The organism is Enterovibrio gelatinilyticus, assembly GCF_028683095.1.
In the GTDB taxonomy this organism is placed as follows: Bacteria; Pseudomonadota; Gammaproteobacteria; order Enterobacterales; family Vibrionaceae; genus Enterovibrio; species Enterovibrio gelatinilyticus.
Genome location: NZ_JAJUBC010000003.1, coordinates 218,233 through 241,829 on the forward strand (window position 1 = coordinate 218,233; position 23,597 = coordinate 241,829).

Below are 23,597 nucleotides of genomic sequence, written 5' to 3' on the forward strand. Positions count from 1 at the left end.
TTCACACATGGCGACAATCTGGCTTAAATCTCCCCTCGCAATTTGGACAGGCACAAACGAAGACGCTTCTGGTGGTGTGGTTATTGAAGGTAATACCATCGTTGAACTGGTCGCTAAGAACGCCCTACCATCCGTCAAAGTCGATCAGATTGTGGATGCCTCAGAACATGTCGTGTTACCCGGATTGATCAATGCGCATCACCACTTCTACCAGACCCTTACCCGCGCCTATCCTGATGCACTGGACAAAGAGCTGTTTCATTGGCTCAAAGCTTTGTACCCAGTGTGGGCGGGGCTTGATGAAGAGATGATGCGTTTGGGCACGCAACTCGCGAGCGCGGAATTATTACTTTCCGGCTGTACAACAGCCTCTGATCATCACTATTTGATTCCCGTTGGGCTGGAGCATGCCATCGACATTCAAGTGGAAGCGACCCGAGCTCTAGGCCTAAGAACGGTGCTAACCCGCGGATCGATGAGTTTAGGCGAAGATCAAGGTGGCCTGCCACCTCGACACACCATTCAAACCGAGCAAACTATTATTGATGACAGCCTTCGCCTAATTCGCGAATACCACCAGCCCGAATTCGGCGGTATGACGCAAATTGCCCTCGCCCCTTGTTCACCATTTTCAGTCACCACTGACTTGATGAAAGAAACCGCACGTGTCGCTAAACAACACGATGTCATGCTTCACACCCACCTTTGTGAAACCATCGACGAAGAGGACTTTTGCTTAGAGAAATTCGGTCTCCGACCTGTTGATTACCTCGAAGATGTCGGCTGGCTTCACAACCGAACATGGCTCGCACATGGTATTCACTTTAATGATGAAGAGATCGAACGATTGGGTAAGGCAGGTATTGGCATTTGCCATTGCCCAAGTTCAAACATGATGCTGGCTTCGGGTATTTGTCGGAACTTGGAACTCGAAGCAGCGGGATCATCGGTTGGGCTTGGTGTGGATGGCTCCGCCTCCAATGACGGTTCAAACCTTGTTAATGAACTTCGCATGGCGACTTATATTCAGCGCCTACGATACGGTTCCTCTAGCGTAAGTCATCTCGATGCTTTCCGTTGGGCAACCCAAGGCTCTGCTAAAAACATCGGGCGCAGTGATATAGGTACTCTGTCCAAAGGCATGCTGGCAGACATCGCCATGTTCAAACTCGATGAGATCCAATTTTCAGGTAGCCATGACCCATTAGCAGCACTTGTTTTGTGCGGCGCAAACCGCGCAGACAGAGTCATGGTGAATGGAGAATGGCGAGTGAAAGACGGAGAACTCATTGGTGTCGATACACAAGAGTTGATGGTGAAGCATCGCGCGGCAGCTAGGAGGTTGGCGAACAAGGCAGAGCTATAAAGAGATTGATTATCATGTGCTCTGTGTATCACAACTGATTGTTAGGGATACGACCTCTATTTGAAATAAGCAAAAAACGAGCGTAGACACGTGTACCAAGAAATGTGTTGTTCAACCCCCAAGCTAAACGGTATTTAGTCTTGAGGGTCAAACATCTCTAGTGCTAGAGAATTGATTCTTATCTTTAGCGATTGCGCAGCGACATACACTGCGCTTAATCGTCATAAGAATGAATCGTTAGATATGTGCAGGCAAAAGATTAGCCATATCTTTAACTGTCTTGCCGCTCATTGGTATTCCTTTAGAGCTAAAACTCCATTCCTTGTTTTTCAAACTGAGCAAACCGATAAATATACCGGTATGATTACCTTGTTCTGAAAGCGTAAATCGACAAACTTCTTTAGAAGACTGGTCAATAATGCGACAAAATGAATTGTCTACTTTCTCGAAAGATTGACCCGTAAAGCTATTTACAGTGATCGCGATATACTTCACTGATTTATTAAGCTTCGATAAAGAAATTCGAATTTGCTCATCATCACCATCGCCTTCGCCAGTTCGATTGTCCCCTTGGTGATGAACCCCTTTACATGATGATTTAAGTTTGCTGAACCAAACTTCATCAATCACTTTTTGATTCTCGTCCATAAGAATACATGATGCGTCGAGATCAATTGAACCAGAACCAAAAATCGAACCAAAGAAGCCTTTCGGTTTGGCAACATCCCAACCGAGGCCTACAGTAATTTGAGAAAGCGAAGGGACTTCTTTAGTCAATGATATAGTTGAGTTTTTTGAAAGATTAATAGACACCTTATATCTCCTTATTGGTAACCTGCAACGATATCACCAAGACCCAGTTGATAGCCTGCACCTACTGCGTGAAATGTCCATTCATTGCCATTTTTAACTAGTGATCCAACCTGTACGGAAGTTTCGTTAGAGAATTCTTTACCCAGTTTATATTCAGCGATGAGGTTACCACTCGCTTCGTTGTATAAACGGATATAGCTCGTTTGCACATGTGAGAAACCACGACTGTCATTATGCATTGTGACAAACACTGACAACTCAGTTGCACTTGGATTAACCTTAGAAAGGTCTATCTTGATCGTTTCATCATCACCATCACCAGCACCTGTGCGATTGTCTCCCAAATGAACAATGGCACCTTCAGGGCATTGGAGGTTGTTATAAAAAACAAAGTGCTGATCTGAAATAAGCTTTGGCTGTTGTTGAGCATCGTGTTTACAAATGAACACACTGCAATCAATATCTACAGGTGGATCATTGGCAATAAGATCCCAACCTAATCCCAAACGTAAGTTTTTTAACGTGGGCTCGGATTTATTTAGATTGATTGTATTTCCTTTTTCCAAATTAATTGCCATTAGTTATTACCTCGTCCTTGTTTCAGAAAATTAGTGAGCTCACTCTTCATGTTGACCATTTTTGCATCCGCTTCAAGACGGTTACGAGCACCTTCCTGTTCAATGGATACAACATCTTCAAGTGTCGTAATCAATGTATTTTGAACGTGTTCTAACGTTTCAATATCAATCGTAGAGCGTTGATTCGCTTGGGCGGTTTGAAGTGTGTTTTGCTTAAGAAGATCTGCATTCTTTTTAATGAGATCATTGGTAGCATCATCAATTTTATTTGCCAATTCTACTGATTTCTTTTGCTCCAACAACGAAATAGCAAGTGTAAATTGCTTTTTCCATGACGGGATCGTCAACATCTTGATATTATCGAATTTCTCAACAAGTGTTAGATTGTTATTCTGTACCATTCGAATCATTGGCGCAGTTTGCAAAGACAATAACTGTAAAGATTTTAAGTCATGAACTCGCTTTTCTAACCGACCTTTTGTGGTTTGTAAATCACTCAACTCTTGCGCAAGAAGAGCAGAAGATGCCTCTTGTTGATTTTTGGCTAAACTCTCAATTTTGTCTTGCATTAACATTGAACGGGCTTCACCGTACACAATGGACAGTGTCAGAGATCGAAATTGATCAACATTGTGGTTATATACAGTGTCAAGTTGAGAAGAGCGTTCTTTCAATTTTGACTGTTGAGCGTTTATTTCATTTACAACACGGTCGAGTTGCGTGGTGACGGAGTTAAATTGAGCCAGGATAGATTCTTTAGTATTTCGAATTTTTGAAACGATTTTGCCAAACATCCCTTTTTTGCCAATCAGCGCCGAGACATCTACATTTTTCGCTAGCCCAATGACTTGGTTCAGGTTATTACCCATGTCCTCCAGATCATTGGTTCTGACATGTGAAAGCATGGAGTCAGAATATTCATTAATTTTTACAGCAGAAGACTGACCCAAGTCAGAAATGTTGTCCGAAGAATAAACATCTATTTTATTCAGCTGACTCACTATGTCTCTACAAATCGTATCGCTGTCAAGTTTAGCTTCAGAGATCTCTTGTTTATAGTTTTCGACGGCCAATTGCGCACGACTATCTATAGAGGGTAAATCAGAAGAAGTAAGAGACGTATCTACTACTAGCGATGAATCGGCATCGATGGTGACAGGTGTACTCGTTACAACCTGAGGCTGAACAGCGCTTTTTGGTGTGAACGTCTTTGGCTTGAATGTCATTTACTTTAACTCCTGAATATTTCTAACCAGCTGATTTTGTATGTCACTTAGTTCGTAATACATGATGGCATCGTTCGATTCATCGACAGCAATAACAGTTAAAAACTGTTGCTTCCATACTTGGATAACATTGACTTTAATTTCTTCGAGTCGCTCGAAACTGGAGAGCAAGTTTGATCGATAGAGGTCTATCTGAGGGAAAGTCAACAATATTGATTGATTCAAGGCTAACAAGGTGTTCACTTTTCTATGCCACCTTTCCAAAAACACACCGTTATTACTTTGAAAACTATCAGGAAGCCCATTCATATCAACGTGTTCTTGACTACTGCCAACTTCAACATCATTAATTCTTAGCTTCAAGGCTATCAAATTTATTTGTAGATCTTGATGGAGTGAGCGGAGTTGGTTAGACCAAGCATCAAAATCCCTTAGCAACTTCCTTGCTTCACTAAGATTATCAAATACGCGGTTAACCCGAGCATCTATCAAATCGCTAGCATGGTCGAAATCATGCTTTATCTTAGTTGTTTTCTGGTGTCGACTCCCAAACATATTGGATATTTTAGTACCGATTTTATTGGGATTAAATATGTTAATATCGATGCTTTTCGCTAAATCTATTATCACTGTCCCAAGCTCTAAAATGCGATCAACCTTACCTATTTTTGCATAGTCAGATAGATGCCCTTGAATGGTTTGAAACCCTTTTGAAATATCATTTCCATACTCAATTTGATATGCAGCATCACTGAAGTTAATTTGGCTGTATACATTTTGAACAAGTAAGTAGTCTTTATTTTTCAAAGTAAGTTCGATGAAGTCTCTTGCACAGATTTCATCAACCTGTCGTTGGAAATCATCTGTTGCACTAAGAACATCACTTTGTATTGACTTAACTCGATTGCTAAATATGACGGAAGGAGAACGTTTAGAAATCGATTCTTTGGCTTCGTCATTTTTTTGGACTGTCCCCATATCCTTTGTTGGGGCCACATCACAAAATCGTTTCACTTTAGCTGTGCTCTGGTCTCGAGTTGAAGATTCATCCAATTCAGAAGGAGTAGGCTGCGTGCGACTATCATTTTCAGTATGAAATTTTTTTATCATTATTAAGTTCTGCCAACGTTCTCTAGCAATAAATATTTCAGATAATTAGACTCAAAATGAGCTGGCCAAATTTTTGGTGCGCTGAGCCCAATTAAAATGACAGGATTTCTCCATCATCTGTCCATTCAATTGATAAACAGCGGATGATTGCTCAGACAATATTGATTCAGCCTGTTTAATATACACAGACGAATATTCTTGGTAAAAACTCTCGATAATTTCGACCTGGCGCGGATGGATTGCCGTTTTGCAAAACAAACCAAAATTCAAATCCATATAAAGCTCAGATTTTAGTGTTTCGATGTCATTAATGAAGTCAAAAACTGGTGCCGAAATCTCGTATCCATAAGGCCTAAAAGCAATGACAATTTGTTCAATAACAGCACGAAGCGGGGATTCATAAATCGTTTGATACTGCATACGCTTTAAACCAAGCAGGTTAAATAAATCATTACCGCCTATCCTTAGGCAAATGACATTCTCCTTTATTTTATCGAGTTTCTTTCTAATCTTTGACAAATTTGAAGGATCCAGTATATCACTGGACTCTAGGGTTGGCATGACCATCACACCAGGGTGAGAAGTAATGACTTGGTGATAATCATCAGCAGTTTTGAGGTCATACTTCGGAAGAACAAATCCTTCTATTTTGTCTATACCCTCAAAGCTCAAAATCTCGGAAAAAATATCTGAGTTTCGCGGCCTAACAAATCTATAAAAACTCACATCATCAGTATTCGACAGCGCAAGTCTAAGATTAGCCAGACTTTCTTGCAAATCATATTCAGCTACCGCGTCCTCAGTACAAAACACCATGCTTTTCGAGCCTAGCCCATGTTGCATAATTTCACTCAGTCGAGCATGTGTACAAGGGGTATACAACGTAGCTCCGAGCGAAAAATAGTTTATTTTTTTCATCGTTATTTCTTACTTCTTCAACTGCTTAATGAGAGCGCAAGCTTCAAATAATAATGAAGTCTCTACAGATATATTCACATTTTTTTCTTTCGCAAGAGTGATCAAATGTTGGACTTTTTCACTTTTCATAGAGCGTATGATAAGCAGTTCAGGCACTCGCCGAAGCATCACTCTCGTCGCCTCTGCGACACCAGGTTTTATGTGATTGACATCACTAATTCCATATCGGCACATGATGTCATCAATGAAACGCTTCATTGACGATTGCTGGGAAGAACGCAGCTGTTGACTTGTCGGTTGAAATATTTCCCCGACCTCTTTAATTTTGACATATGGAAATAATGATGAAATCTGATCGACAAACCAGTTAGAGCAATCAACTTCGCTAAGCTCTTTATATTTTGAACACCCATGAAACTTATTGGATTCACGCGGCTGCCATATGCTTCTGGATATCAGTCCTGATACGGTAGAATTAAGCATGGATGATGGAATGGGATAGTCTTCAGCTGTTGCTGAGTAGTCAGCCCACCCTCCACAATCAGATATCACGTACAATTCATTAGGTATTCGAGTATTATTTTCCGCATTGTAGGTGTTTATAGACTGATACAGTTCACGAGTAATCACGCCTTTAGCTGTCCAACCATCAATAAATGCAATAGACTCTTGGTTAACGTTTAGGTCTTCGACTAAATAATCCAGTGCGTTTAGATCCAGACCTCGGTCCCGAATGATACTTACACTGAAGTGTTGAACCTTCCTATTATAATGCTCCTCAAGCGCTCTTTTTAATAAAACGCCAATAGGCGTACCTGCTCTCGCCAAAGAAAGCAACGTTATGTCACCGCGACGATTTTTATCCAGCGTTGAGGCTAACTCCATTACATGCTTTGAAAACTTATATTTGTAGTCCTCTACAAATTGGTAAAACAAAGCCTGATAGTCCTCTGATGGGGCTGCCTCTTTATTGAGAACATCCGAATAGTGGACAGTGCCTGACTGAATAGCTTTCTCTTTTTCCTCAATAGACAGATACTTTGCTTCAACCAGCTCTAGAAGAAACTGACAATCTTCTCTTTGGTAACTCCCAACAATTGGTAAGGTCTTCATATCAATTTCTCTCCAGCAAAATAGTCGAAAATTTGGCTGTTTGTTGGAGATATTGAAAAGTCTGCGGTTTGCATAAAAGGAAGATCAGTAAGGCTATCACCAACACTAATAAAGAGGCTCTCTTCATCAAAATAGCGCTCTTTGATAAACTTCACAGCGGCGGCCTTATCCGTATATGGCGGTAGAAGTGCGAGATTTCTCCCGTTGACATGAAGCCTGAAGTCAACCGCACTCGATGATACAAGCTTAATTATATGACTAAATATCTCACTATAGTTCGTATCCTCCTCACATTTAACGCATAGATAACAGAGAATACCCTCTTCAGAAACAATATAACTTCTGGCTGGAAATGATGATTCGTATATCAATGTAGATATAACGTCATTAAGGTGTTTTATCTCTAATGCCGTACCATCAAGGTCGTAACATGCAGACTGATGCTCCAACCAATGCTTATCTGCATTTCCATTCGCATCTAAAATATATGCTCCGTGGGACACAACTTTCCAAGATTTACTCAGTATATCTAAGGAGACTCGATTAAACACATCATGGCTTCTACCTGTAACAGGGATAATCTCAGCACCTGACGCACTCAATATATTCAGCATCTGCAATTGCTTATTGGAAGCGAAAGAGCGCGGGTTCCCATTTGCATCAAAGGCAGCTGTAGTGAGTGGCGTGTCCTTATGGAACTTTCTTTTTGTAGAAAGAAAACAATCATCAAGATCTGTAAATACAACAATATTCATCATTCACTTTCACAATATTGGCTTACAGGATAGTGACGAGCAAGTTGATGCTGTTGCCTGAGACGTTCATCTTCAATAAAATGTAAGGATGTTCGCCCTTCACTCTCAAGGTTGTAGATATAGTGCTCTACTTCTCTATGATCAACTCTAAACGATAATTTTGACTTTATTGCGTCGCCAAGCATGATGGGAGATCGTGAAGTAGATTGAAAAACAACATCCCTACCATCACTTTCCGCTTTCTCTGCAACTAAGAATGGGAAATACAAATGCTCACCATCTCCAATGATGGTTATTGGGCCCTCAACGTTTAATGAAGGTATCTCTCCCGCATATGGCATTTTGATGGGTAGTCTTCCAAGATCTCTTCGAGAGTTCATTAACGAAAAATCTTTATCGGTATTCCTTGGAAGTGATAAGTCCAAATTGGGTCTTTCTTCGAAAGCAAAGCTTCCTTCCAGTAAGGAAACAAATCTTACGTTGACAGGCCATTCGGTGAATTGCTCTTTATGTTCAACATCCAGCCAATTTACTAAAGATACAATCACGACTTCTTCAATGCAGCAGCCCTTGTCTAAAAGTGCGTCGCCAAGTCTTTTCAGCGTTTTACCCGTTGAAATTTCATCATCAACAAGCAATAGTCTTTGGCACTGTTTTACCTTATCGAGTAATGACTTTTCCGGCTGATATAAAAGGTGACTCGTGGCATGACTATGCGATTCTTCCACTTTCAACCAAACTGTGTCGTTTAGCTGATGCCGTGTAGTATGTTGATAATACACATCATTGGTTTGACTTCTTGCTAGACTATCCGCAACACCAGCACCTAATCCAGTGGCAGTTTCCGACATACCAACCACAAATGTAGACACATCACTGCCAATAAGTGTCGACAATGAATCGTATGTTTTTCTCATCCTGCTTGGTTTTACCGCCCAGTGCTTCCCTAGTACTTTTGAGACAAACAGATAGCCTCTTTTAGGGTTCTCACGAGAAGCAAACGAGAGAAGCTCATCAATAGGATATTGAGAGCATTTTACAACAATATCTAGTTTTCCATTACTTATTGTGTGTTGATTCCTTTGCACTTCTATTCTCGCAAACTGAGTTAATAACCAACACCATCAAAGAAACTAGACAGCGCAGCTTTGTTTTACATAAGAAAATAACACCACATTGATTGCTGCTTTAACACAACTCAACAGTTGTGCTTGTTGAGACGCAAAATATTAATTTCGCGAGTCAAAATCATCTAATCGGTGCGATTCAAATCAATATTTTCAATTCAGAAAAAACCGGAGGGAGCCATGAGCTTTTGCCTTGTAATCACGAAAATCCCATAGGTATTAACTGTACCTATTTCGCCAGAAAAAAAGCAAAAGAAATGCCAATAAATGATTTCTATAAAAACAGTAAGTTAGATACTTAATTCGATACGCGTAGCAAATAATTACTCGACACTAGGCAATAAGTTGCTCGATTGGCAAAAAGTTGCCCAGCATATCTGACTCTATTATGAGCTGGAGGTGCAACACATACTCTAGCCGTAATATGCCACCACGTGCTGCATTTCACTTGGTAGAACCACGGCTCTCTGGCATCATGCGCCCAAGATCGCCGTGGTCAGTTACGGCAAAGTACGTGTGAAGGTAGTCAGTGTCAGAAAACAGCCAACAATTAAGTAACCGTTACAACGAACACGGTTACTTTGTTCTCAGAAATTATTTCGATGAAGCTCAAATTGCTTCACTAAGAAAAGTCATTCTCAAATTCCACGAACTGTGGAAAGACGACAACAGAAGATTTTATCGAGAAGAAGCGTTCAATTCATCGTTGATCACTGGCAGTGAATATCTGCCCGATGAAGACAGAGCCCAACTTTTTGAGTTCATCAGTTCCAAGAAAATCATGAATGTGGTCAATGCGGTTATACCGGAAAACCCTGTATTCATGAACACGCAATTGTTCTTCAACCCAGTGAATCCGGAACAAAAAGACTTCTGGCACCGCGACTGTCAGTATGACTATGACCTTGAAGACCAAAAACGAATCATAAAGGACACTCAAGTCACGCACCTGCGGGTACCACTGTTTGACGAACCCGGCATGGAGATCATTCCCGGTACACACAAACGTTGGGACAACGAAGAAGAACACAATGTTCGCCAAGAAGAAAACGGTAAGGTAAGCAATGACGAGATCTCGGGCGGGATCAAAATTCCACTGGCTGCGGGTGATCTGTTGGTCTTCTCCGCCGATATGATCCATCGCGGCCTATACGGGCTAGATCGTTTAGCGTGGGATATCTTGATTTTTGATTCAGCGGCAGATTATATCGATTACATTGATGATGACTGTCTACCTACCCCCGCTATGCTGAACAAGCTTGCCGACCCAAGATTGTTCATCAACTCGATGAACCTAAAATCATTAGCGTGTGCTTAGAGACTTCGAGAACAAGCGAAAAATCCCCGAAAGGGGATTTTTTGACCGCTAACAACCTCATATATTGAGATAGCCGCCCTTCCTCAGCATCATGTTTTTACGCCTCTTTACACTGCGCTTTCATCGTCGATATCGATGATTTTGCACCATCCAAACTATAGTCAAACTGAACACTGCCGATATTTGACCAAGTAAGTTCAAGAGACAAGGTATCGGAAGATTGAATGCCTTCCAACAGATAAGCCTGGTCGCTCGCTGTCGGGTTCAAATAGAGTTGGCTTGAAGGCTGACGAATAGAGATATCTCTAACTTCATCGTTAAATCTTACCTTCGCGATCAAGGGATCATTATGCTTTAACATTTTTGGCATATTGGTTAAACCAAAATACACACGCGTGCTCTCCCCCTTGCATGACAGGCCAATCCAGCTTTCGGTATCTGCCTGAAAATTCGAAAGACGCGAAGGATAGGAGGATGGAGATATCGCCTCATATGCCACCTTCGAGCTAAACACAGAGGTACTTTCCGTATTTATCCATTCTGTTGTTGCTCCAGCAAACAACATCGTTCCCGCTGCAACGGCTCCCAGTGAATTGATCATTAGCATTTCCTTTCATTATTTTGTCTACCTTCAGACTACCTGTGCTTTCTGAACACAAAGTAAACGAAACACCCATGGTTATGTTTATTCATAATGGCGTAGACACAAACATTCAACTCGGTGCTACCTGAGTCGCATCAATATTATCTAATGCTCGATATCTGCAGGCGCTGTGCTCAAATGAGGTAATTTCCTCATTAAGACCGAGACAATGACCAGCGACTCCACCCTTAAGCAAAAACGCGAAAACACGTATCAAGGTGTTGTGGAACGATTCTCCTTTGAAGCCGTAACGCTAGTCGGTAATACTTCAAACGAAAACGTGTTACGTAATATCATCGTCTACCTCCCGCAGTCATATGCAGACAGCCCGCAGCGTGAATATCCTATCGTCTATCTGCTTCATGGCATGGATAGCAATCCTGAAGCTTGGTTTGCCCCTAGCGCAAATAATCCCGGCATTGAGCAGACCATGAACCGCTTGGTAGGAGCGGGAGAAATGGGAGAGATGATCATTGTCGCTGTGGATGGCACATCTTCGATATTGGGATCGTGGTACCTTAACTCTCCGATTTCAGGCAATTTCTTTGACTACCTGACGCAAGAGGTAATCGATATAACAGAAAACCGCTACCGAGCGATAAAAGGAAAACGCGCCATTTGCGGACATTCCATGGGAGGATTTGGCGCACTCAATACAATCATGATGCGCCCAGATCTGTATCAGGCATGTGCAGCATTAAGCCCGGGCGGGATGATGATGCGAGATCATGGCTATCAAGAGCATGCTGATTTCTTCAGACATCAATTCGATTTATTTGCCAAAGGTGAAGAATGTGAATGGTTTATTCATGCCTACCTCACCATTCTTCGTGTTATCGCACCAGATAGCGATAACCCTCCTACTTACATCACTCGAAACATAAACGAAGCCATGTTAGCGCTTGAGCAATTCAACCTGTCAGCCACAGCAAGAGACAGAGCGCAATTCCTCAATAGCCAACGTAAAGAAACATTGCCCATCTACACCGAAATCGGCACTGACGAGGGCGAGTCTGTTGGCGAACCGATTCTAGAGAACTTCAAAGCAATGATAGCGACGTTTACTGCCTTAGGTGTTCCTGTATCTAGCCATATTTTTGAAGGTGGTCATATCGATAAAGTCGGCGAGCAAACGGTTCGAGGGCTTCGGTTTATTGATAGCAAATTTAATTAATTGAGTATGAAGAATGGAGAAGCCTGAAATTATCCAGACAACCTAAATCGTAGGGCCGACAAATGAAAGAGAAATGAGTAACAAACATCTCTCTTTCATTGTCTTTGATAATTAAAACGCATTGCCGAAAAAGTCGATGATGTGTTCGGCCTGAACAAAAGTGACGACATGTCCACTACCATGGTCATGCTCTCCAACTTCAATTCCTTTTGCCCTTAGCGTTTCAACAAGAAACTGACTTCCTTCCGGAATCCATGTGAACTGATCTTCGCTACCGTACTCAACATAGATTGAAGACAACTTCTCCTCTTGCTTGAGATACGCGTCTACTTTGCTTTCAACATTGCCGTAACCCGACTCCCACATTTCAACGACAGAGGGATTAGTTGGATCCCACTCATGCCAAAGGTTATCGTCAAGCGCCTGAGGATTTGGAGCAAAAGCCGCCCCATATGCGTCAAGAACTGGTCCCCACTCTAGTTCATTCCATTGTTTGATTGCTTTTTCTAGGCCATTTTCATCAAACAAACCGGGGCTTAATGTGAAAACATGCTTAAACTTATCGGGATGACGAAAAGCAATGTTGATCGCCGCAAAACCACCCATAGAGAAACCGACAATCCCTCTTTTTTCGGGAACAGGAAGCGTTCTATAATTATTGTCGAGATAGCTAACAACATCTGATGTGACAAAATCTTCCCAATTTCCCGTAACGGGTGAGTTGGTATAAAAACTTCCCCCAAATTGATTGGCACCATTGATGCCCACAATGATCATTTCCTGAATATTGTTTTGTTCGGAATAGCGATCTAATGTTCTTCCGGAAATTGAACGCGCTTCAAAAGGGCCAGCTTGGAAGCCATGCAAATAGTAAACAACGGGGTATTTTTTATCTGAGGTGAAATAGCTAGAGGGTAGATAGATGTAGATAAATTGTTCAGTTGCAGTTTACTGTTTTTTAACGTAGGCGCATCAATCTTCAAATATTGCGTTCGAGACTGATTTGCATAACTCGTACTGCAAACAAATACACCTAATATTATCAAATATAGAGCTAATAACTTTTGCATATACATTCTCCTGAATCGTTAACGTAACGGTCACAAAAGAAAGTTTTATCCCTCGGTTTTTTGTATTGCAATCAATGTCTAAACCCGTAGGCGACAATGCGATCGTATTCTCAAACACTCCGCATTATAGCACCTAGAAAATCAACGAAAATGCTCTCAACTTTGGCGGTAAAAGCAGGCCGTGTGTTGCACTCAGTGCTCAGAATTTTGCTTTGATCTTCTCAACAAATAACTCAACTTGTGCCTTTGTCACCTTCTCGCTTTCATAGAGTGATAAATATTTAAAATCACATTTTGGGACACAAGCACCCAATATTGCGATTTTAAGCACCCTTTTTACTGGCTTCCACATCACAAAGGTATCAACCCACCAAGGAGAGCCAAGCGTTGTTATCACCTTTACCTCTTTCAGATTGTGGAGGCGTGGTTTCAGCGCACCAAGATCTTTATCATGATCATACGCATAGCCAGGTGCCCAGACCCGATCTATCCACCCTTTCAGAATGGCAGGAAATCCAAACCACCATGTAGGGAATATCAACACCAAACATTGAGCCTCAAGAAGCAACGCTATATCGTCATCGACACGGCTTTTATCATATTCAGATGCATAGTAGCTACTTCGCTCTGCTGAGGTTAAAGAGGGCTCAAATCCACGCTGATACAGATCAATCACGTTAACGTCGTAGCCTTTGTTTTTAAGGTGCTCGACAGTCTGTGCACTCAAATACTGACACAGACTTTCCTCGACGGGATGTGACACAACGACCAAGCATTTCATGATGTTGCTCCTTGAGTAATAACGATGAGCCAGAGTGAGTTACCCTAGATAGGAATCTGCCACATTGGCATGTGGCATTCAAACGACAGGAGGATTACATCTCTCTCTCAACACATTTTGTGATGAATGAGAGAAAAGAAGTGCAAAATGCTGGATTGGAACGTTTTTCGTCATGATACCTCTCTCAAAGAGAGCCATCATGGCCAAAGATTGAGGTGAGTTAAACTCACCTCACAAATGATTAATTGATACCTGATATTAGGCGATCAGCTAACTTCTCGTCATCACTTCGAATGTCTTCAAAGTAACTTAATGCACTTGCCTTTGATTTATCAACACCTACACCATGTTGAAACATCAAGCCCAAAACATACTTCGCAGAGGTGAAGCCTTTTTCAGACGAAGCAATAAGATTCTCTTTTGCGGTAACAAAATCAGTATCTACTTTTGTGTAAGAATCATAACTAGGAAGGATTTCTTTCACAAAGTCATCAGGAAGATACTCAACCCCTGCAATATATAAGTTAAAACCATCCTCATCTAGTTCTGCGGACTGTAAAACATACTTTAGAGCCATATTTGCATCGGGTTTTTGCTGATAGTGCTCTTCTCCATACTTGTAGATATAAACTAATGATCTTGCTGCTTCCAAGTTGTTATTCTTTGCAGCTCTTTCGTACCAACTAATTGAGCGCTGTCCTTCACCGCACCCTCGATAAAAATCCGCCAACATGAGTTGAGAGTCAACATCTTCATTTTCTGCGCTTTGGAAAACGACGACAGGATTTTCAATTGATGTCGAATAGCCACATACAATTTTCACCAACTCTCCATTCTCGTAGTACTTAATTGGCGGCTCACCGTTGAAGAAATTATATCTTGGAAAGCTTCCATCATCAGATGGATACTGCTCTTTGATCAGGCTACCAGTTTCACCGTCGTACGTTTTCTCAGCACTTATCACCATGCCATTATCATATTCAACTTCATAGATCAGTCGGCCAGTATTTGCATCCCACTTCTTATGATTCTTGTCTTCTTTATAACCTTTAAAATAAGACTCCTCTATAAGAAAGCCATTCTTAGACCATTCTTTACTTGATATTTTCTCTCCGGATGAATAGCCATAAATCGAACTCAATTTACCGTTCTCATACCATTCCTTTTGCTCTCCATGCATACGAAGGTTTTCGTTGTAATTTGCCACATACTTTTTATTCCCATTATCATACCAAGACTCCCTAAGTATCATAACCTCGCTATTTCCAGTATTCTTGAAAATTTCTCTTTGCCTTAAAAATCCAGATGCTTTGTAAAAATTTACAGTAGTCAGTGCGCCATCAACTGTACTTTCAGATGATTTGGCTCCAGATTTATCAAAGCTTACATTGAGTACAATCTCTCCGTTTTCATACACTTTTTCATTTGCCAATACCCCATTGGAGTAGAAGTACTTTTGTGTACCCACATAACTTCCATTGCGCTTTTCGTAAGAAGTAAAGACACTACCATCTTCACTATAGTGAGTATATTTTCCATCTTTTAACTCACCCAATTCATACAATAACTTGCTTTGAATTTGACCATTACCATGATAGGAGAACACTTCACCATGCAGTTGGTCATCATTAAAGGAGGCTGATCTTTTAATCTTGCCATTCTCATGGAACTCCTCCCCTTTACCCTGCTTACGCCCATCCACATCATAGGTATACTTTTCTTTAAACTCGCCGTTAGGGTAATACCCTGTATAAGCCCCATAAAATGAAAGCCCTAATTGACTCTCATCTAGTATTGAAGATTCGAATGCAACCGAATCACTTTCAATATATACGCCCTTCACCTTATAGCTTTTTGATGATTCGTCATATGGTAAGGTCTTTTCCATATACATTGACGCTTGTAGCTTACGCACTTTTAGGTAGTCGCTATCCAGCCACACTTTATCAGATTTAATGACGTATTTTTCGTCACAAATATCCAGACTACATAGTGATATACTAGTAATCATTTCGGTGCCTTTACTTTCACACCCATTAGTCGTTACAAGAAAATATCCACCTTCTGCAGCATCATACCAAACATTTCTAATAGCAGAATGATAATCATCAACATTCTCTATTTCTAAAGAATCATTGTTAACCGCTATCGTTTGGTCTCCACATATCGTAGCATCGGAAAATGTTATTTCTTCAACTCGTAGCAATTGCATACGAGATCCGATTGCAGTTTGATTAACTTCAATCTCATCCACTCTACTAATGAAGCCATCACCACCAACAATTTCAGCACTCGCACTACCAGCAATAGCCAAGTAAAAGACACACACTAAACATCTCATTACCCATAACCTCTGACATTAACATTTATTTTTTTATTATATTTAAATAATTAAATCACATCATGGAGTAAATTAACTAGCGATCTCAAAGCCGTTTAAAATCACCCACCCCACAAAGACAAATTTATGCACTGACACCATTTTGAATTTCGTGCCAACTACGGCCACGGCATTATAAAGAACACTCACCAATGAAAATGTGACAATAATGAGAAACCTTACACTCAGATAGAAATGTAATTGCATATCTATCTATAACACTGGTTCTTCCACCATATATTTATTGATAATTAACGTAGGTGTTACAGCCTAAAATTTGGCCATAAAATTACCACAAGCCGCATAAATAGCAGCATGATTCACATCGCAGTTAAACGTGAAATATGCATTTCAATTTAGCAATTTTCACGGTTGCGAAACAGGTCAGTTATGAGATAGCTCAGTTTCCTGAAATAATCCTTCAATCCGCATGCTTCACCCCGCACCCTTTCAATACCAGATTGACCAAAAACTCTGCGGCTTGTTCGAAGTCTTCGTCGTCGAGTTCATATTGTCCGCTCACTTGGCAAATCTGCCAGTTGAAGTCAGCGTAGGTTTGGGTGGAAGACCAAAGCATAAACATCAAATGCTTGGCGGGAACAGGGTCCATCCAGCCTTGGGTAATCCAATAATCAAACTTGTTGAGGATCATTTTGGATTGATCGATCAAGGCTTCTGCAATGTCTCTCGGTAAATGCGGCGCACCGGCCATGACTTCGGCAGCAAAGGTTTTTGATGCGGAGGCGTGGTCACGGGAAATTCGAAGTTTGGTGCGAATGTATTGGGTCAGCGCTTCTCTTGGGTCATCCAATTGCTCAATCGGCAATGAGGCTTCGAGCAACGGCAAGGTGACGCTCTCCAATACGGCGCGGTAGAGGTTATCTTTGGTGTTGAAGTAGTAATAGAGGTTGGGCTTGGGGATTTCAGCGCGTTGGGCAATTTCGGCGGTTGTCGTGGCAGCATAGCCTTTTTCAGCGAACAGTTGGCTGGCAACGTCGATGATCTTTTCCTGATTTTTCGCCCTGATGCGTGACATTGACCGTCCATGGATTCATTAAGTGCTTAGCTCAACTCTAATGAATCAACGGCGAATCATCCAGTCACACTGGTGGAATTCACGATAAATGAAACAAAAAAAAGCCCGTCGTGAAAGAAGCGGGCAAATATCAAAGGACCGATATGATATCTAAAACAAAACTCGGTAAAGCTTAAACCGTGCTACTCGCCGCGAATATTATGGTCTGAAAGGGATTCAATGGCTTTAATCAGCGCGGAATGATCCCAATCCTGACCGCCTTGCTCTGCGCACAAGCCAAAGAGATCTTGGGCTGATTGGGTATTGGGCAATGCGACACCCAGAGCCTTGGCTCCCGTTAAAGCGAGATTCAAATCTTTCTGGTGAAGGCGAATTCTAAATCCGGGGTCAAAAGTACCTTTCACCATGCGCTCCCCGTGTACTTCCAGCACTTTGGAATTGGCAAAACCGCCAAGCAAGGCGTTGCGAATACGTGCTGGATCGGCACCTGCTTTGGAAGCAAATACCAATGCTTCCGACACCGCCTCTATGTTCAACGCGACAATGATTTGGTTTGCTACTTTACACACTTGCCCAGCGCCGCAGTCACCCACCAAATTGATGTTTTGACCCATGGCACCGAACAAAGGAAATGCTTTCTCGAAATCAGTTTCAGCGCCACCCACCATGATAGTCAGCGTGGCATTGATTGCCCCCACTTCTCCGCCAGACACGGGCGCATCTAAATACGCTGCGCCGCTTTCTTTTACGCGAGCAGCAAACTGCTTAGTTTCAATCGGAGAAATTGAGCTCATGTCGATCACGGTTTTCGATGCATCTAACGCGGCTTCAATCCCTTCTGCGCCGAACAGTACCTCATCAACCTGCGGCGTATCAGGCACCATAATGATGATGAAGTCTGCATCCTGAACGGCTTCTCGATGGGTGGCGAAGGTTTTAGCGCCACCTTCTTTCAAGGTGTTTGGTGCTGAAGAACGACGTTCAGAAAGATGAAGTTGATAACCTGCCTTTTGCAGGTTCTCTGCCATAGGCTTGCCCATAATGCCTGTACCAATAAACGCAATTGTCGTCATTTGTTTACTCCTCATTCTGGTTATGATCAGATAGCCATGTCAGACCTTCTTGTGTTGTCGTCGCAGGTTTGTACTCACAGCCCACCCAACCTTGATAACCCATGCTGTCAATATGTTTAAACAGGAAGTGGTAGTTCAATTCACCCGTCCCTGGTTCATGTCGACCTGGGTTATCGGCAATTTGAATATGACCAATGCGGTTGAGTGAGGAAGCCATCGTTTGGGCGATATCGCCTTCCATAATTTGCATGTGGTAGATGTCGTATTGCAGCGAAATGTTGTCACTGCCCACCACATCACAAATTCTCAATGCCTGTTGGGTATTGGTGAGCGAAAAGCCCGGAATGTCACGGGTGTTGATAGCCTCAATCACAAGCCTTATTCCCGCATTTTCCAACTGTTCATTGGCAAATTTCAGGTTCTCAATCAGGGTCGCTTCTGCGTCTTCTTGAGTGACGCCCTGTGGCACAATGCCTGCCAGACAGTTTACTTGGTCGCATGCAAGTACCTTGGCGTATTCAATCGCCGTCGGCACACCTGCACGAAACTCTTCGACTCGGGAAGGATCAGCAGCAATACCTCGGTCACCGTTGTCCCAATCGCCCGATGGGAGGTTGAACAGCACTTGTTTCAGTTGGTTTTTATCAAGTTCCGCTTTAAGTTCCTGCGCGTTAAACGCATAGGGAAATAGATACTCAACTCCCTTGAACCCACTTTTAGCAGCGGCGCTGAAGCGTTCAATGAATGGCAATTCGGTAAATAGCATGGATAAATTGGCAGCAAGTTTTGGCATCGTTATCTCCTTATCATCAAGCTTTTCTGAGCAGCCTTTGGCTATACAGCATCTCGGTTTTGTGCCGACAAAGCGGTAGGGGCATCGGCAATAGATTCAGCAATCGATTCAAATTCATTCACGGCATTAATTTCCACACCCATCGAGATGTTAGTGACTTTTTCTAAGATGATTTCTACCACCACGGGCACTTGATGTTTTTCCATTAGCACTTTGGCTTTCTTAAAGGCTGACGCAATTTGATCTGGCTCTCTAACCCTGATTGCCTTACAACCTAAACCCTCCACGACAGCTACATGATCGACACCATAGTCTGCCAATTCAGGGGCATTCTGATTTTCAAATGCCAGTTGCACGCAGTAATCAATATCGAATTGACGCTGAGCCTGACGGATTAAGCCAAGGTAAGAGTTATTCACCAATACGTGGATATACGGCAGCTTAAATTGCGCCCCAACAGCGAGCTCTTCAATCATGAACTGGAAATCATAATCACCCGATATCGCAACAATTTGGCGTTTTGGATCCGCAGCACGAACGCCCAATGCGGCAGGCACTGTCCAACCTAATGGACCAGCCTGCCCGCAGTTGATCCAATGACGAGGCTTATAGACATGCAGAAACTGCGCGGCGGCAATTTGTGAAAGACCTATGGTGCTCACGTAGCAAGTATCACGGTCAAAAATTCGATTCATTTCTTCGTATACGCGCATCGGTTTCACTGGCTGCTCGGTGTAGTGGGTTTTGCGCAGCATGGTGGCTTTACGCTGCTGACAATCACTCACCCAATCGCTGTGATCTTTCAGGCGACCTTGTGATTTCCATTCTTTGGCGACCTCAACGAGTTGTGACAAAGCTGCATGGGCGTCAGACACGATGCCGAGGTCCGGACAGAAAACACGCCCAATTTGAGTCGGTTCAATGTCGATGTGAACAAATTTTCTGCCTTCGGTATAAACATCAACCGATCCCGTGTGGCGATTCGCCCAACGGTTGCCAACGCCAAATACCAAGTCAGAAGCCAGCATGGATGCATTGCCGTAGCGATGAGACGTTTGAAGCCCCACCATGCCCGCCATAAGTTCGTGATCATCCGCGATACTCCCCCATCCCATCAAAGTAGGAATAACCGGTACGCCGAGAATTTCCGCGAACGCTTGCAGCAGCTCGGATGCATTGGCATTAATCACACCGCCGCCTGAAACGATTAACGGACGTTCTGCCTCATTGAGCATTTTCAACGCCATTTCCGCTTGGTATCGTGTCATCGCGGGTTTGTAGGGTTCAAGAGGCTCATAGCTATCAATATCGAATTCGATCTCAGCAAGCTGAACATCCAAAGGCAGGTCTATCAACACAGGACCCGGACGACCAGAACGCATCACCTGAAAAGCATGCTGAATCGCCCGTGGGACTTGTGCTGGCTCCATCACGGTTGAACACCATTTGGTGACTGGACGCGCTATTGACTCAATATCAACAGCTTGAAAATCTTCTTTATGAAGACGCGCTCTTGGCGCCTGCCCTGTGATACAAAGAATAGGAATTGAGTCTGCTTGTGCGGAATATAGCCCTGTGATCATATCGGTGCCTGCTGGGCCAGATGTCCCAATACAAACACCAATATTTCCCGCATTTGCTCGCGTATACCCTTCCGCCATGTGTGAAGCTCCTTCAACATGACGCGCTAACACATGATCAATCCCTCCTACCTTCTTCAATGCTGAATAAAAAGGGTTAATGGCAGCCCCTGGAACACCAAATGCTTTCACCACCCCTTCACGCTTTAACACTTCTATGGCTGCATCAATCGCTCTCATCTTTGCCATGCAAAACTCCTTTTGTATACAATTTTTAACGTTGTTGTATTTTTAGATCGAATAAATTTTAACCGCAAGGCTTTTTTAACATTTTGCCAACAAGAGAAGATTGAGATCCAGCTTATGTGGCATCAGGCTGGGCATAGACAGTGTGGTCTGACAACTCACGAAATATCAGAGATTAGGAAAGATTGCTATTCACATCGCATTAACATTGTGCTTTTATTGTTCACTATAAAACAAATAATAAAACACCATAATTAGATTTATTGTATACATTAGTGAAGGACCTTGCCGATGCATGACATTCAGAGCAACCCAGAACACCAGCAAAAACAACGCCAAACACATCGACTCAACACGACTGCATCAAGGCTAGAAGTCATTGGTTCGCTTTTTAGCGATGAAGCCAAAATGATCCTCGACGAGAAGGCATTAGCATTTTTGGAAGCCCTATGTGTGAATTTTGCGGATGATCTTTACGCACTGCTCAATACACGAAAAGCAAAACAGGCTGAATATGACAGCGGCTCACTGCCAGATTTTCGAGCCGATACACAGCATATTCGTGATGACCCGAATTGGAGAGTGGATACAGTGCCAAATGCCCTGCTCGACCGTCGTGTTGAGATTACAGGTCCGATCGATCGAAAGATGGTTATTAACGCACTAAACTCTGGCGCCAATGTTTTCATGTGCTGCTTCGAAGATGCAACGTCGCCGACATGGGAAAACATGATCAATGGCCAAATCAACATGCGCGATGCCAATACTGGCACGATTGCGTTTACTGACCCTAAAAACGGCAAGCACTATCAACTTGCAGACAGCCCCGCTACCTTGATCCATCGCCCTCGTGGTTTGCACCTAGAAGAGGCACACATTCTATTTGATGGCAAAGCAATGCCTGCCAGTTTAATGGATTTCGGCTTGTACTTTTTCCATAACCACCAAAGCAGAAAAGAATCAGGGCAAGGGGTGTATTTCTATTTACCTAAGCTCGAGTCAATGGAAGAAGCAGCATGGTGGGAATCAATTTTCGACTTTACTGAGGATTACTTTGGTGCAGAGACAGGGACGATTAGGGCCACCGTATTGTTGGAAACGCTTCCCGCTGTATTTCAGATGGATGAAATGCTGTATGCCATGCGCAAGCATATCGTTGGCATGAATTGCGGACGTTGGGATTACATTTTCAGCTACATCAAAACCCTCAAGAATCATACTGACCGCATTTTGCCTGATCGCCATGCTATTGGCATGGATCAACCATTTTTAGAAGCCTATAGCAAGCGACTGATCCAAACCTGTCACCGCCGCGGCGCATTAGCCATTGGGGGTATGTCTGCATTTATACCTTCAAAAGATCCGGCAGAAATGGCGAGTGTCACCCAGAAAGTGATCGCCGACAAACGCCGAGAAGCCACCAATGGCCATGACGGCACTTGGGTAGCTCATCCGCACTTGGTCTCTCTAGCTCGAGAAGTTTTCGATGAGTATCTCAACGGTTCGACCCACCAGCGTCACTTCATCCCTGACGGCACATACGGCAAAGACCTTCTGCTGCAACCGAGCAAAGGACCAAAAGACGAGCAAGGCGTAAGAAAGAACATCCGCATTGCGGTGCTATATATGGAGTCTTGGTTACGCGGCATAGGCTGTGTGCCAATTTACGGCTTGATGGAAGATGCTGCCACCGCAGAAATCTCCCGTGCAAATATTTGGCAGTGGTTGAAGCATCAAGTATCACTTGATGATGATCGTCCGTTCACCACCGAGATTTTTAGAACGTGGCTTGATCAAGAAGTGGACGAAATGAAAGCGTCAGTTGGCCATGATCAGAGTAGGAAATTTGATCATGCATCAGCACTGCTCTTCGCCCTGTCAACTAACACCCAATTTGCGGACTTCCTAACCATTCCTTGCTACGCAGAACTCGAATAACACGTATTGGCGGCAGCAGGATCATGCTGCCTCCGTTCACTTCTAGGAGAGCTCAATGGAAAATCTGACGATGACAAACGCACTGGATATTACCGACCAGGTATTTCTTGCCGCGCAAAACCGAAATACCGCCCCACTCACCGTTGCTATTTTGGACAAAGGAGGCGCGTTGATTTCTCTTCAGCGACAAGATGGTTCGAGCATGATGCGTCCTGAAATTGCAATTGGTAAAGCATGGGGCGCCTTAGCGCTGGGCTGTTCATCTAGGAAAATCGCTGATGATGCACAAGCAAGACCCAGTTTTATATCGTCAGTTTCGACGCTCGCACATGGCAATCTCGTGCCAGTACCCGGAGGTGTACTTATCCGTGATCAGCAATCCACTCTGCTTGGTGCTGTAGGGGTTTCAGGTGATATCTCAGACACCGACGAAGAAGTCGCCATCGCTGGAATTATTGCTGCGCACTTCAGTACTGACCACGCGTTAAACTCATAGAAACCTCGCCTAACTCTCGTTTCCGGGAGTTAGGTATACCCAAACATACATGCATGACTGAGT

Annotated in this window: 21 protein-coding genes; 5 read left to right on the forward strand and 16 right to left on the reverse strand. The window is 43.0% G+C overall.

The genetic code is table 11. The annotated features are described in order from the left end of the window. The first annotated feature begins 7 nt into the window (after positions 1–7). A complete protein-coding gene (locus LRP50_RS04105; protein ID WP_274163218.1) occupies positions 8–1,366 on the forward strand; it encodes an 8-oxoguanine deaminase in 1,359 nt (452 codons plus the stop codon). Positions 1,367–1,603: 237 nt separating this feature from the next. Here the strand turns inward: LRP50_RS04105 and LRP50_RS04110 are convergent, their stop codons facing one another. Genes LRP50_RS04110 through LRP50_RS04145 form a run of 8 tightly spaced genes read right to left on the reverse strand, consistent with a single transcriptional unit; the run spans position 1,604 to position 8,967 of the window. Beyond that, complete coding sequence (locus LRP50_RS04110; protein ID WP_274163219.1) at positions 1,604–2,179, reverse strand: TerD family protein; 576 nt, start codon at positions 2,177–2,179, stop codon at positions 1,604–1,606. Between the two features lie 11 nt (positions 2,180–2,190). Then, positions 2,191–2,757, reverse strand: a complete 567-nt coding sequence (locus LRP50_RS04115; protein WP_274163220.1) for a TerD family protein — start codon at positions 2,755–2,757, stop codon at positions 2,191–2,193. Further along, positions 2,757–3,983 carry a toxic anion resistance protein gene (locus LRP50_RS04120; RefSeq protein ID WP_274163221.1) on the reverse strand — a complete coding sequence of 409 codons (1,227 nt, stop codon included), beginning with the start codon at positions 3,981–3,983 and terminating at the stop codon, positions 2,757–2,759. Before LRP50_RS04120 ends, LRP50_RS04115 begins: the two co-directional genes overlap by 1 nt. Then, on the reverse strand, positions 3,984–5,093 hold the full coding sequence (locus tag LRP50_RS04125; RefSeq protein WP_274163222.1) for a toxic anion resistance protein: 1,110 nt from the start codon (positions 5,091–5,093) through the stop codon (positions 3,984–3,986). Positions 5,094–5,144: 51 nt separating this feature from the next. Further along, positions 5,145–6,011, reverse strand: a complete 867-nt coding sequence (locus LRP50_RS04130; protein WP_274163223.1) for an HpcH/HpaI aldolase/citrate lyase family protein — start codon at positions 6,009–6,011, stop codon at positions 5,145–5,147. Between the two features lie 9 nt (positions 6,012–6,020). Next, entirely contained in the window at positions 6,021–7,124 is a 1,104-nt protein-coding gene (locus tag LRP50_RS04135) for a cysteine protease StiP family protein (RefSeq protein WP_274163224.1), read from the reverse strand. Next, complete coding sequence (locus LRP50_RS04140; protein WP_274163225.1) at positions 7,121–7,882, reverse strand: HAD family hydrolase; 762 nt, start codon at positions 7,880–7,882, stop codon at positions 7,121–7,123. Before LRP50_RS04140 ends, LRP50_RS04135 begins: the two co-directional genes overlap by 4 nt. Next, complete coding sequence (locus LRP50_RS04145; protein WP_274163226.1) at positions 7,879–8,967, reverse strand: phosphoribosyltransferase domain-containing protein; 1,089 nt, start codon at positions 8,965–8,967, stop codon at positions 7,879–7,881. Before LRP50_RS04145 ends, LRP50_RS04140 begins: the two co-directional genes overlap by 4 nt. Positions 8,968–9,535: 568 nt before the next feature. On the opposite strand from LRP50_RS04145, the gene LRP50_RS04150 reads away from it, so the two are divergent. After that, the gene (locus LRP50_RS04150; RefSeq protein ID WP_274163227.1) at positions 9,536–10,324 is read left to right on the forward strand and encodes a phytanoyl-CoA dioxygenase family protein; all 789 of its coding nucleotides are present in this window, start codon (positions 9,536–9,538) and stop codon (positions 10,322–10,324) included. 97 nt (positions 10,325–10,421) lie between these two features. Here LRP50_RS04150 and LRP50_RS04155 read toward each other — a convergent pair whose 3' ends face one another. Continuing rightward, entirely contained in the window at positions 10,422–10,925 is a 504-nt protein-coding gene (locus LRP50_RS04155; protein WP_274163228.1) for a hypothetical protein, read from the reverse strand. Between the two features lie 211 nt (positions 10,926–11,136). Here LRP50_RS04155 and LRP50_RS04160 point away from each other — a divergent pair, with 211 nt between their 5' ends. Continuing rightward, positions 11,137–12,141, forward strand: coding sequence for an alpha/beta hydrolase (locus tag LRP50_RS04160; protein ID WP_274163229.1), 1,005 nt, complete (start codon positions 11,137–11,139; stop codon positions 12,139–12,141). 111 nt (positions 12,142–12,252) lie between these two features. Here LRP50_RS04160 and LRP50_RS04165 read toward each other — a convergent pair whose 3' ends face one another. The 7 genes from LRP50_RS04165 to gcl all read right to left on the reverse strand — a co-directional run bounded on the left by LRP50_RS04165 (position 12,253) and on the right by gcl (position 21,103). Further along, positions 12,253–13,071, reverse strand: coding sequence for an alpha/beta hydrolase (locus LRP50_RS04165; RefSeq protein WP_337992899.1), 819 nt, complete (start codon positions 13,069–13,071; stop codon positions 12,253–12,255). A gap of 339 nt (positions 13,072–13,410) precedes the next feature. Then, complete coding sequence (locus LRP50_RS04170) at positions 13,411–13,992, reverse strand: NAD(P)H-dependent oxidoreductase (protein WP_274163230.1); 582 nt, start codon at positions 13,990–13,992, stop codon at positions 13,411–13,413. 241 nt (positions 13,993–14,233) lie between these two features. Continuing rightward, on the reverse strand, positions 14,234–16,306 hold the full coding sequence (locus tag LRP50_RS04175; protein ID WP_274163231.1) for a hypothetical protein: 2,073 nt from the start codon (positions 16,304–16,306) through the stop codon (positions 14,234–14,236). 487 nt (positions 16,307–16,793) lie between these two features. After that, positions 16,794–17,408 (reverse strand): TetR/AcrR family transcriptional regulator, encoded by a 615-nt coding sequence (locus tag LRP50_RS04180; RefSeq protein ID WP_274163232.1) that lies wholly within the window; start codon positions 17,406–17,408, stop codon positions 16,794–16,796. A 182-nt stretch (positions 17,409–17,590) separates the two neighbouring features. Then, on the reverse strand, positions 17,591–18,481 hold the full coding sequence (locus LRP50_RS04185) for a 2-hydroxy-3-oxopropionate reductase (RefSeq protein WP_274163233.1): 891 nt from the start codon (positions 18,479–18,481) through the stop codon (positions 17,591–17,593). A 4-nt stretch (positions 18,482–18,485) separates the two neighbouring features. Then, on the reverse strand, positions 18,486–19,274 hold the full coding sequence (hyi, locus tag LRP50_RS04190; RefSeq protein WP_274163234.1) for a hydroxypyruvate isomerase: 789 nt from the start codon (positions 19,272–19,274) through the stop codon (positions 18,486–18,488). A 41-nt stretch (positions 19,275–19,315) separates the two neighbouring features. After that, on the reverse strand, positions 19,316–21,103 hold the full coding sequence (gene gcl / locus LRP50_RS04195) for a glyoxylate carboligase (RefSeq protein ID WP_274163235.1): 1,788 nt from the start codon (positions 21,101–21,103) through the stop codon (positions 19,316–19,318). Between the two features lie 288 nt (positions 21,104–21,391). On the opposite strand from gcl, the gene aceB reads away from it, so the two are divergent. Continuing rightward, positions 21,392–23,038, forward strand: coding sequence for a malate synthase A (gene aceB, locus LRP50_RS04200; protein ID WP_274163236.1), 1,647 nt, complete (start codon positions 21,392–21,394; stop codon positions 23,036–23,038). 55 nt (positions 23,039–23,093) lie between these two features. Next, complete coding sequence (locus LRP50_RS04205) at positions 23,094–23,534, forward strand: GlcG/HbpS family heme-binding protein (RefSeq protein WP_274163237.1); 441 nt, start codon at positions 23,094–23,096, stop codon at positions 23,532–23,534. Positions 23,535–23,597 lie beyond the last annotated feature (63 nt).

Bases quoted from the DNA above. Each gene is read 5' to 3' on its own strand.
- LRP50_RS04105 (WP_274163218.1), top strand. From the start codon at position 8: ATGGCGACAATCTGGCTTAAATCTCCCCTCGCAATTTGGACAGGCACA.
- LRP50_RS04115 (WP_274163220.1), bottom strand. From the start codon at position 2,757: ATGGCAATTAATTTGGAAAAAGGAAATACAATCAATCTAAATAAATCC.
- LRP50_RS04120 (WP_274163221.1), bottom strand. From the start codon at position 3,983: ATGACATTCAAGCCAAAGACGTTCACACCAAAAAGCGCTGTTCAGCCT.
- LRP50_RS04125 (WP_274163222.1), bottom strand. From the start codon at position 5,093: ATGATAAAAAAATTTCATACTGAAAATGATAGTCGCACGCAGCCTACT.
- LRP50_RS04130 (WP_274163223.1), bottom strand. From the start codon at position 6,011: ATGAAAAAAATAAACTATTTTTCGCTCGGAGCTACGTTGTATACCCCT.
- LRP50_RS04135 (WP_274163224.1), bottom strand. From the start codon at position 7,124: ATGAAGACCTTACCAATTGTTGGGAGTTACCAAAGAGAAGATTGTCAG.
- LRP50_RS04140 (WP_274163225.1), bottom strand. From the start codon at position 7,882: ATGATGAATATTGTTGTATTTACAGATCTTGATGATTGTTTTCTTTCT.
- LRP50_RS04155 (WP_274163228.1), bottom strand. From the start codon at position 10,925: ATGATCAATTCACTGGGAGCCGTTGCAGCGGGAACGATGTTGTTTGCT.
- LRP50_RS04160 (WP_274163229.1), top strand. From the start codon at position 11,137: ATGACCAGCGACTCCACCCTTAAGCAAAAACGCGAAAACACGTATCAA.
- LRP50_RS04170 (WP_274163230.1), bottom strand. From the start codon at position 13,992: ATGAAATGCTTGGTCGTTGTGTCACATCCCGTCGAGGAAAGTCTGTGT.
- LRP50_RS04180 (WP_274163232.1), bottom strand. From the start codon at position 17,408: ATGTCACGCATCAGGGCGAAAAATCAGGAAAAGATCATCGACGTTGCC.
- LRP50_RS04185 (WP_274163233.1), bottom strand. From the start codon at position 18,481: ATGACGACAATTGCGTTTATTGGTACAGGCATTATGGGCAAGCCTATG.
- hyi (WP_274163234.1), bottom strand. From the start codon at position 19,274: ATGCCAAAACTTGCTGCCAATTTATCCATGCTATTTACCGAATTGCCA.
- gcl (WP_274163235.1), bottom strand. From the start codon at position 21,103: ATGGCAAAGATGAGAGCGATTGATGCAGCCATAGAAGTGTTAAAGCGT.
- aceB (WP_274163236.1), top strand. From the start codon at position 21,392: ATGCATGACATTCAGAGCAACCCAGAACACCAGCAAAAACAACGCCAA.
- LRP50_RS04205 (WP_274163237.1), top strand. From the start codon at position 23,094: ATGGAAAATCTGACGATGACAAACGCACTGGATATTACCGACCAGGTA.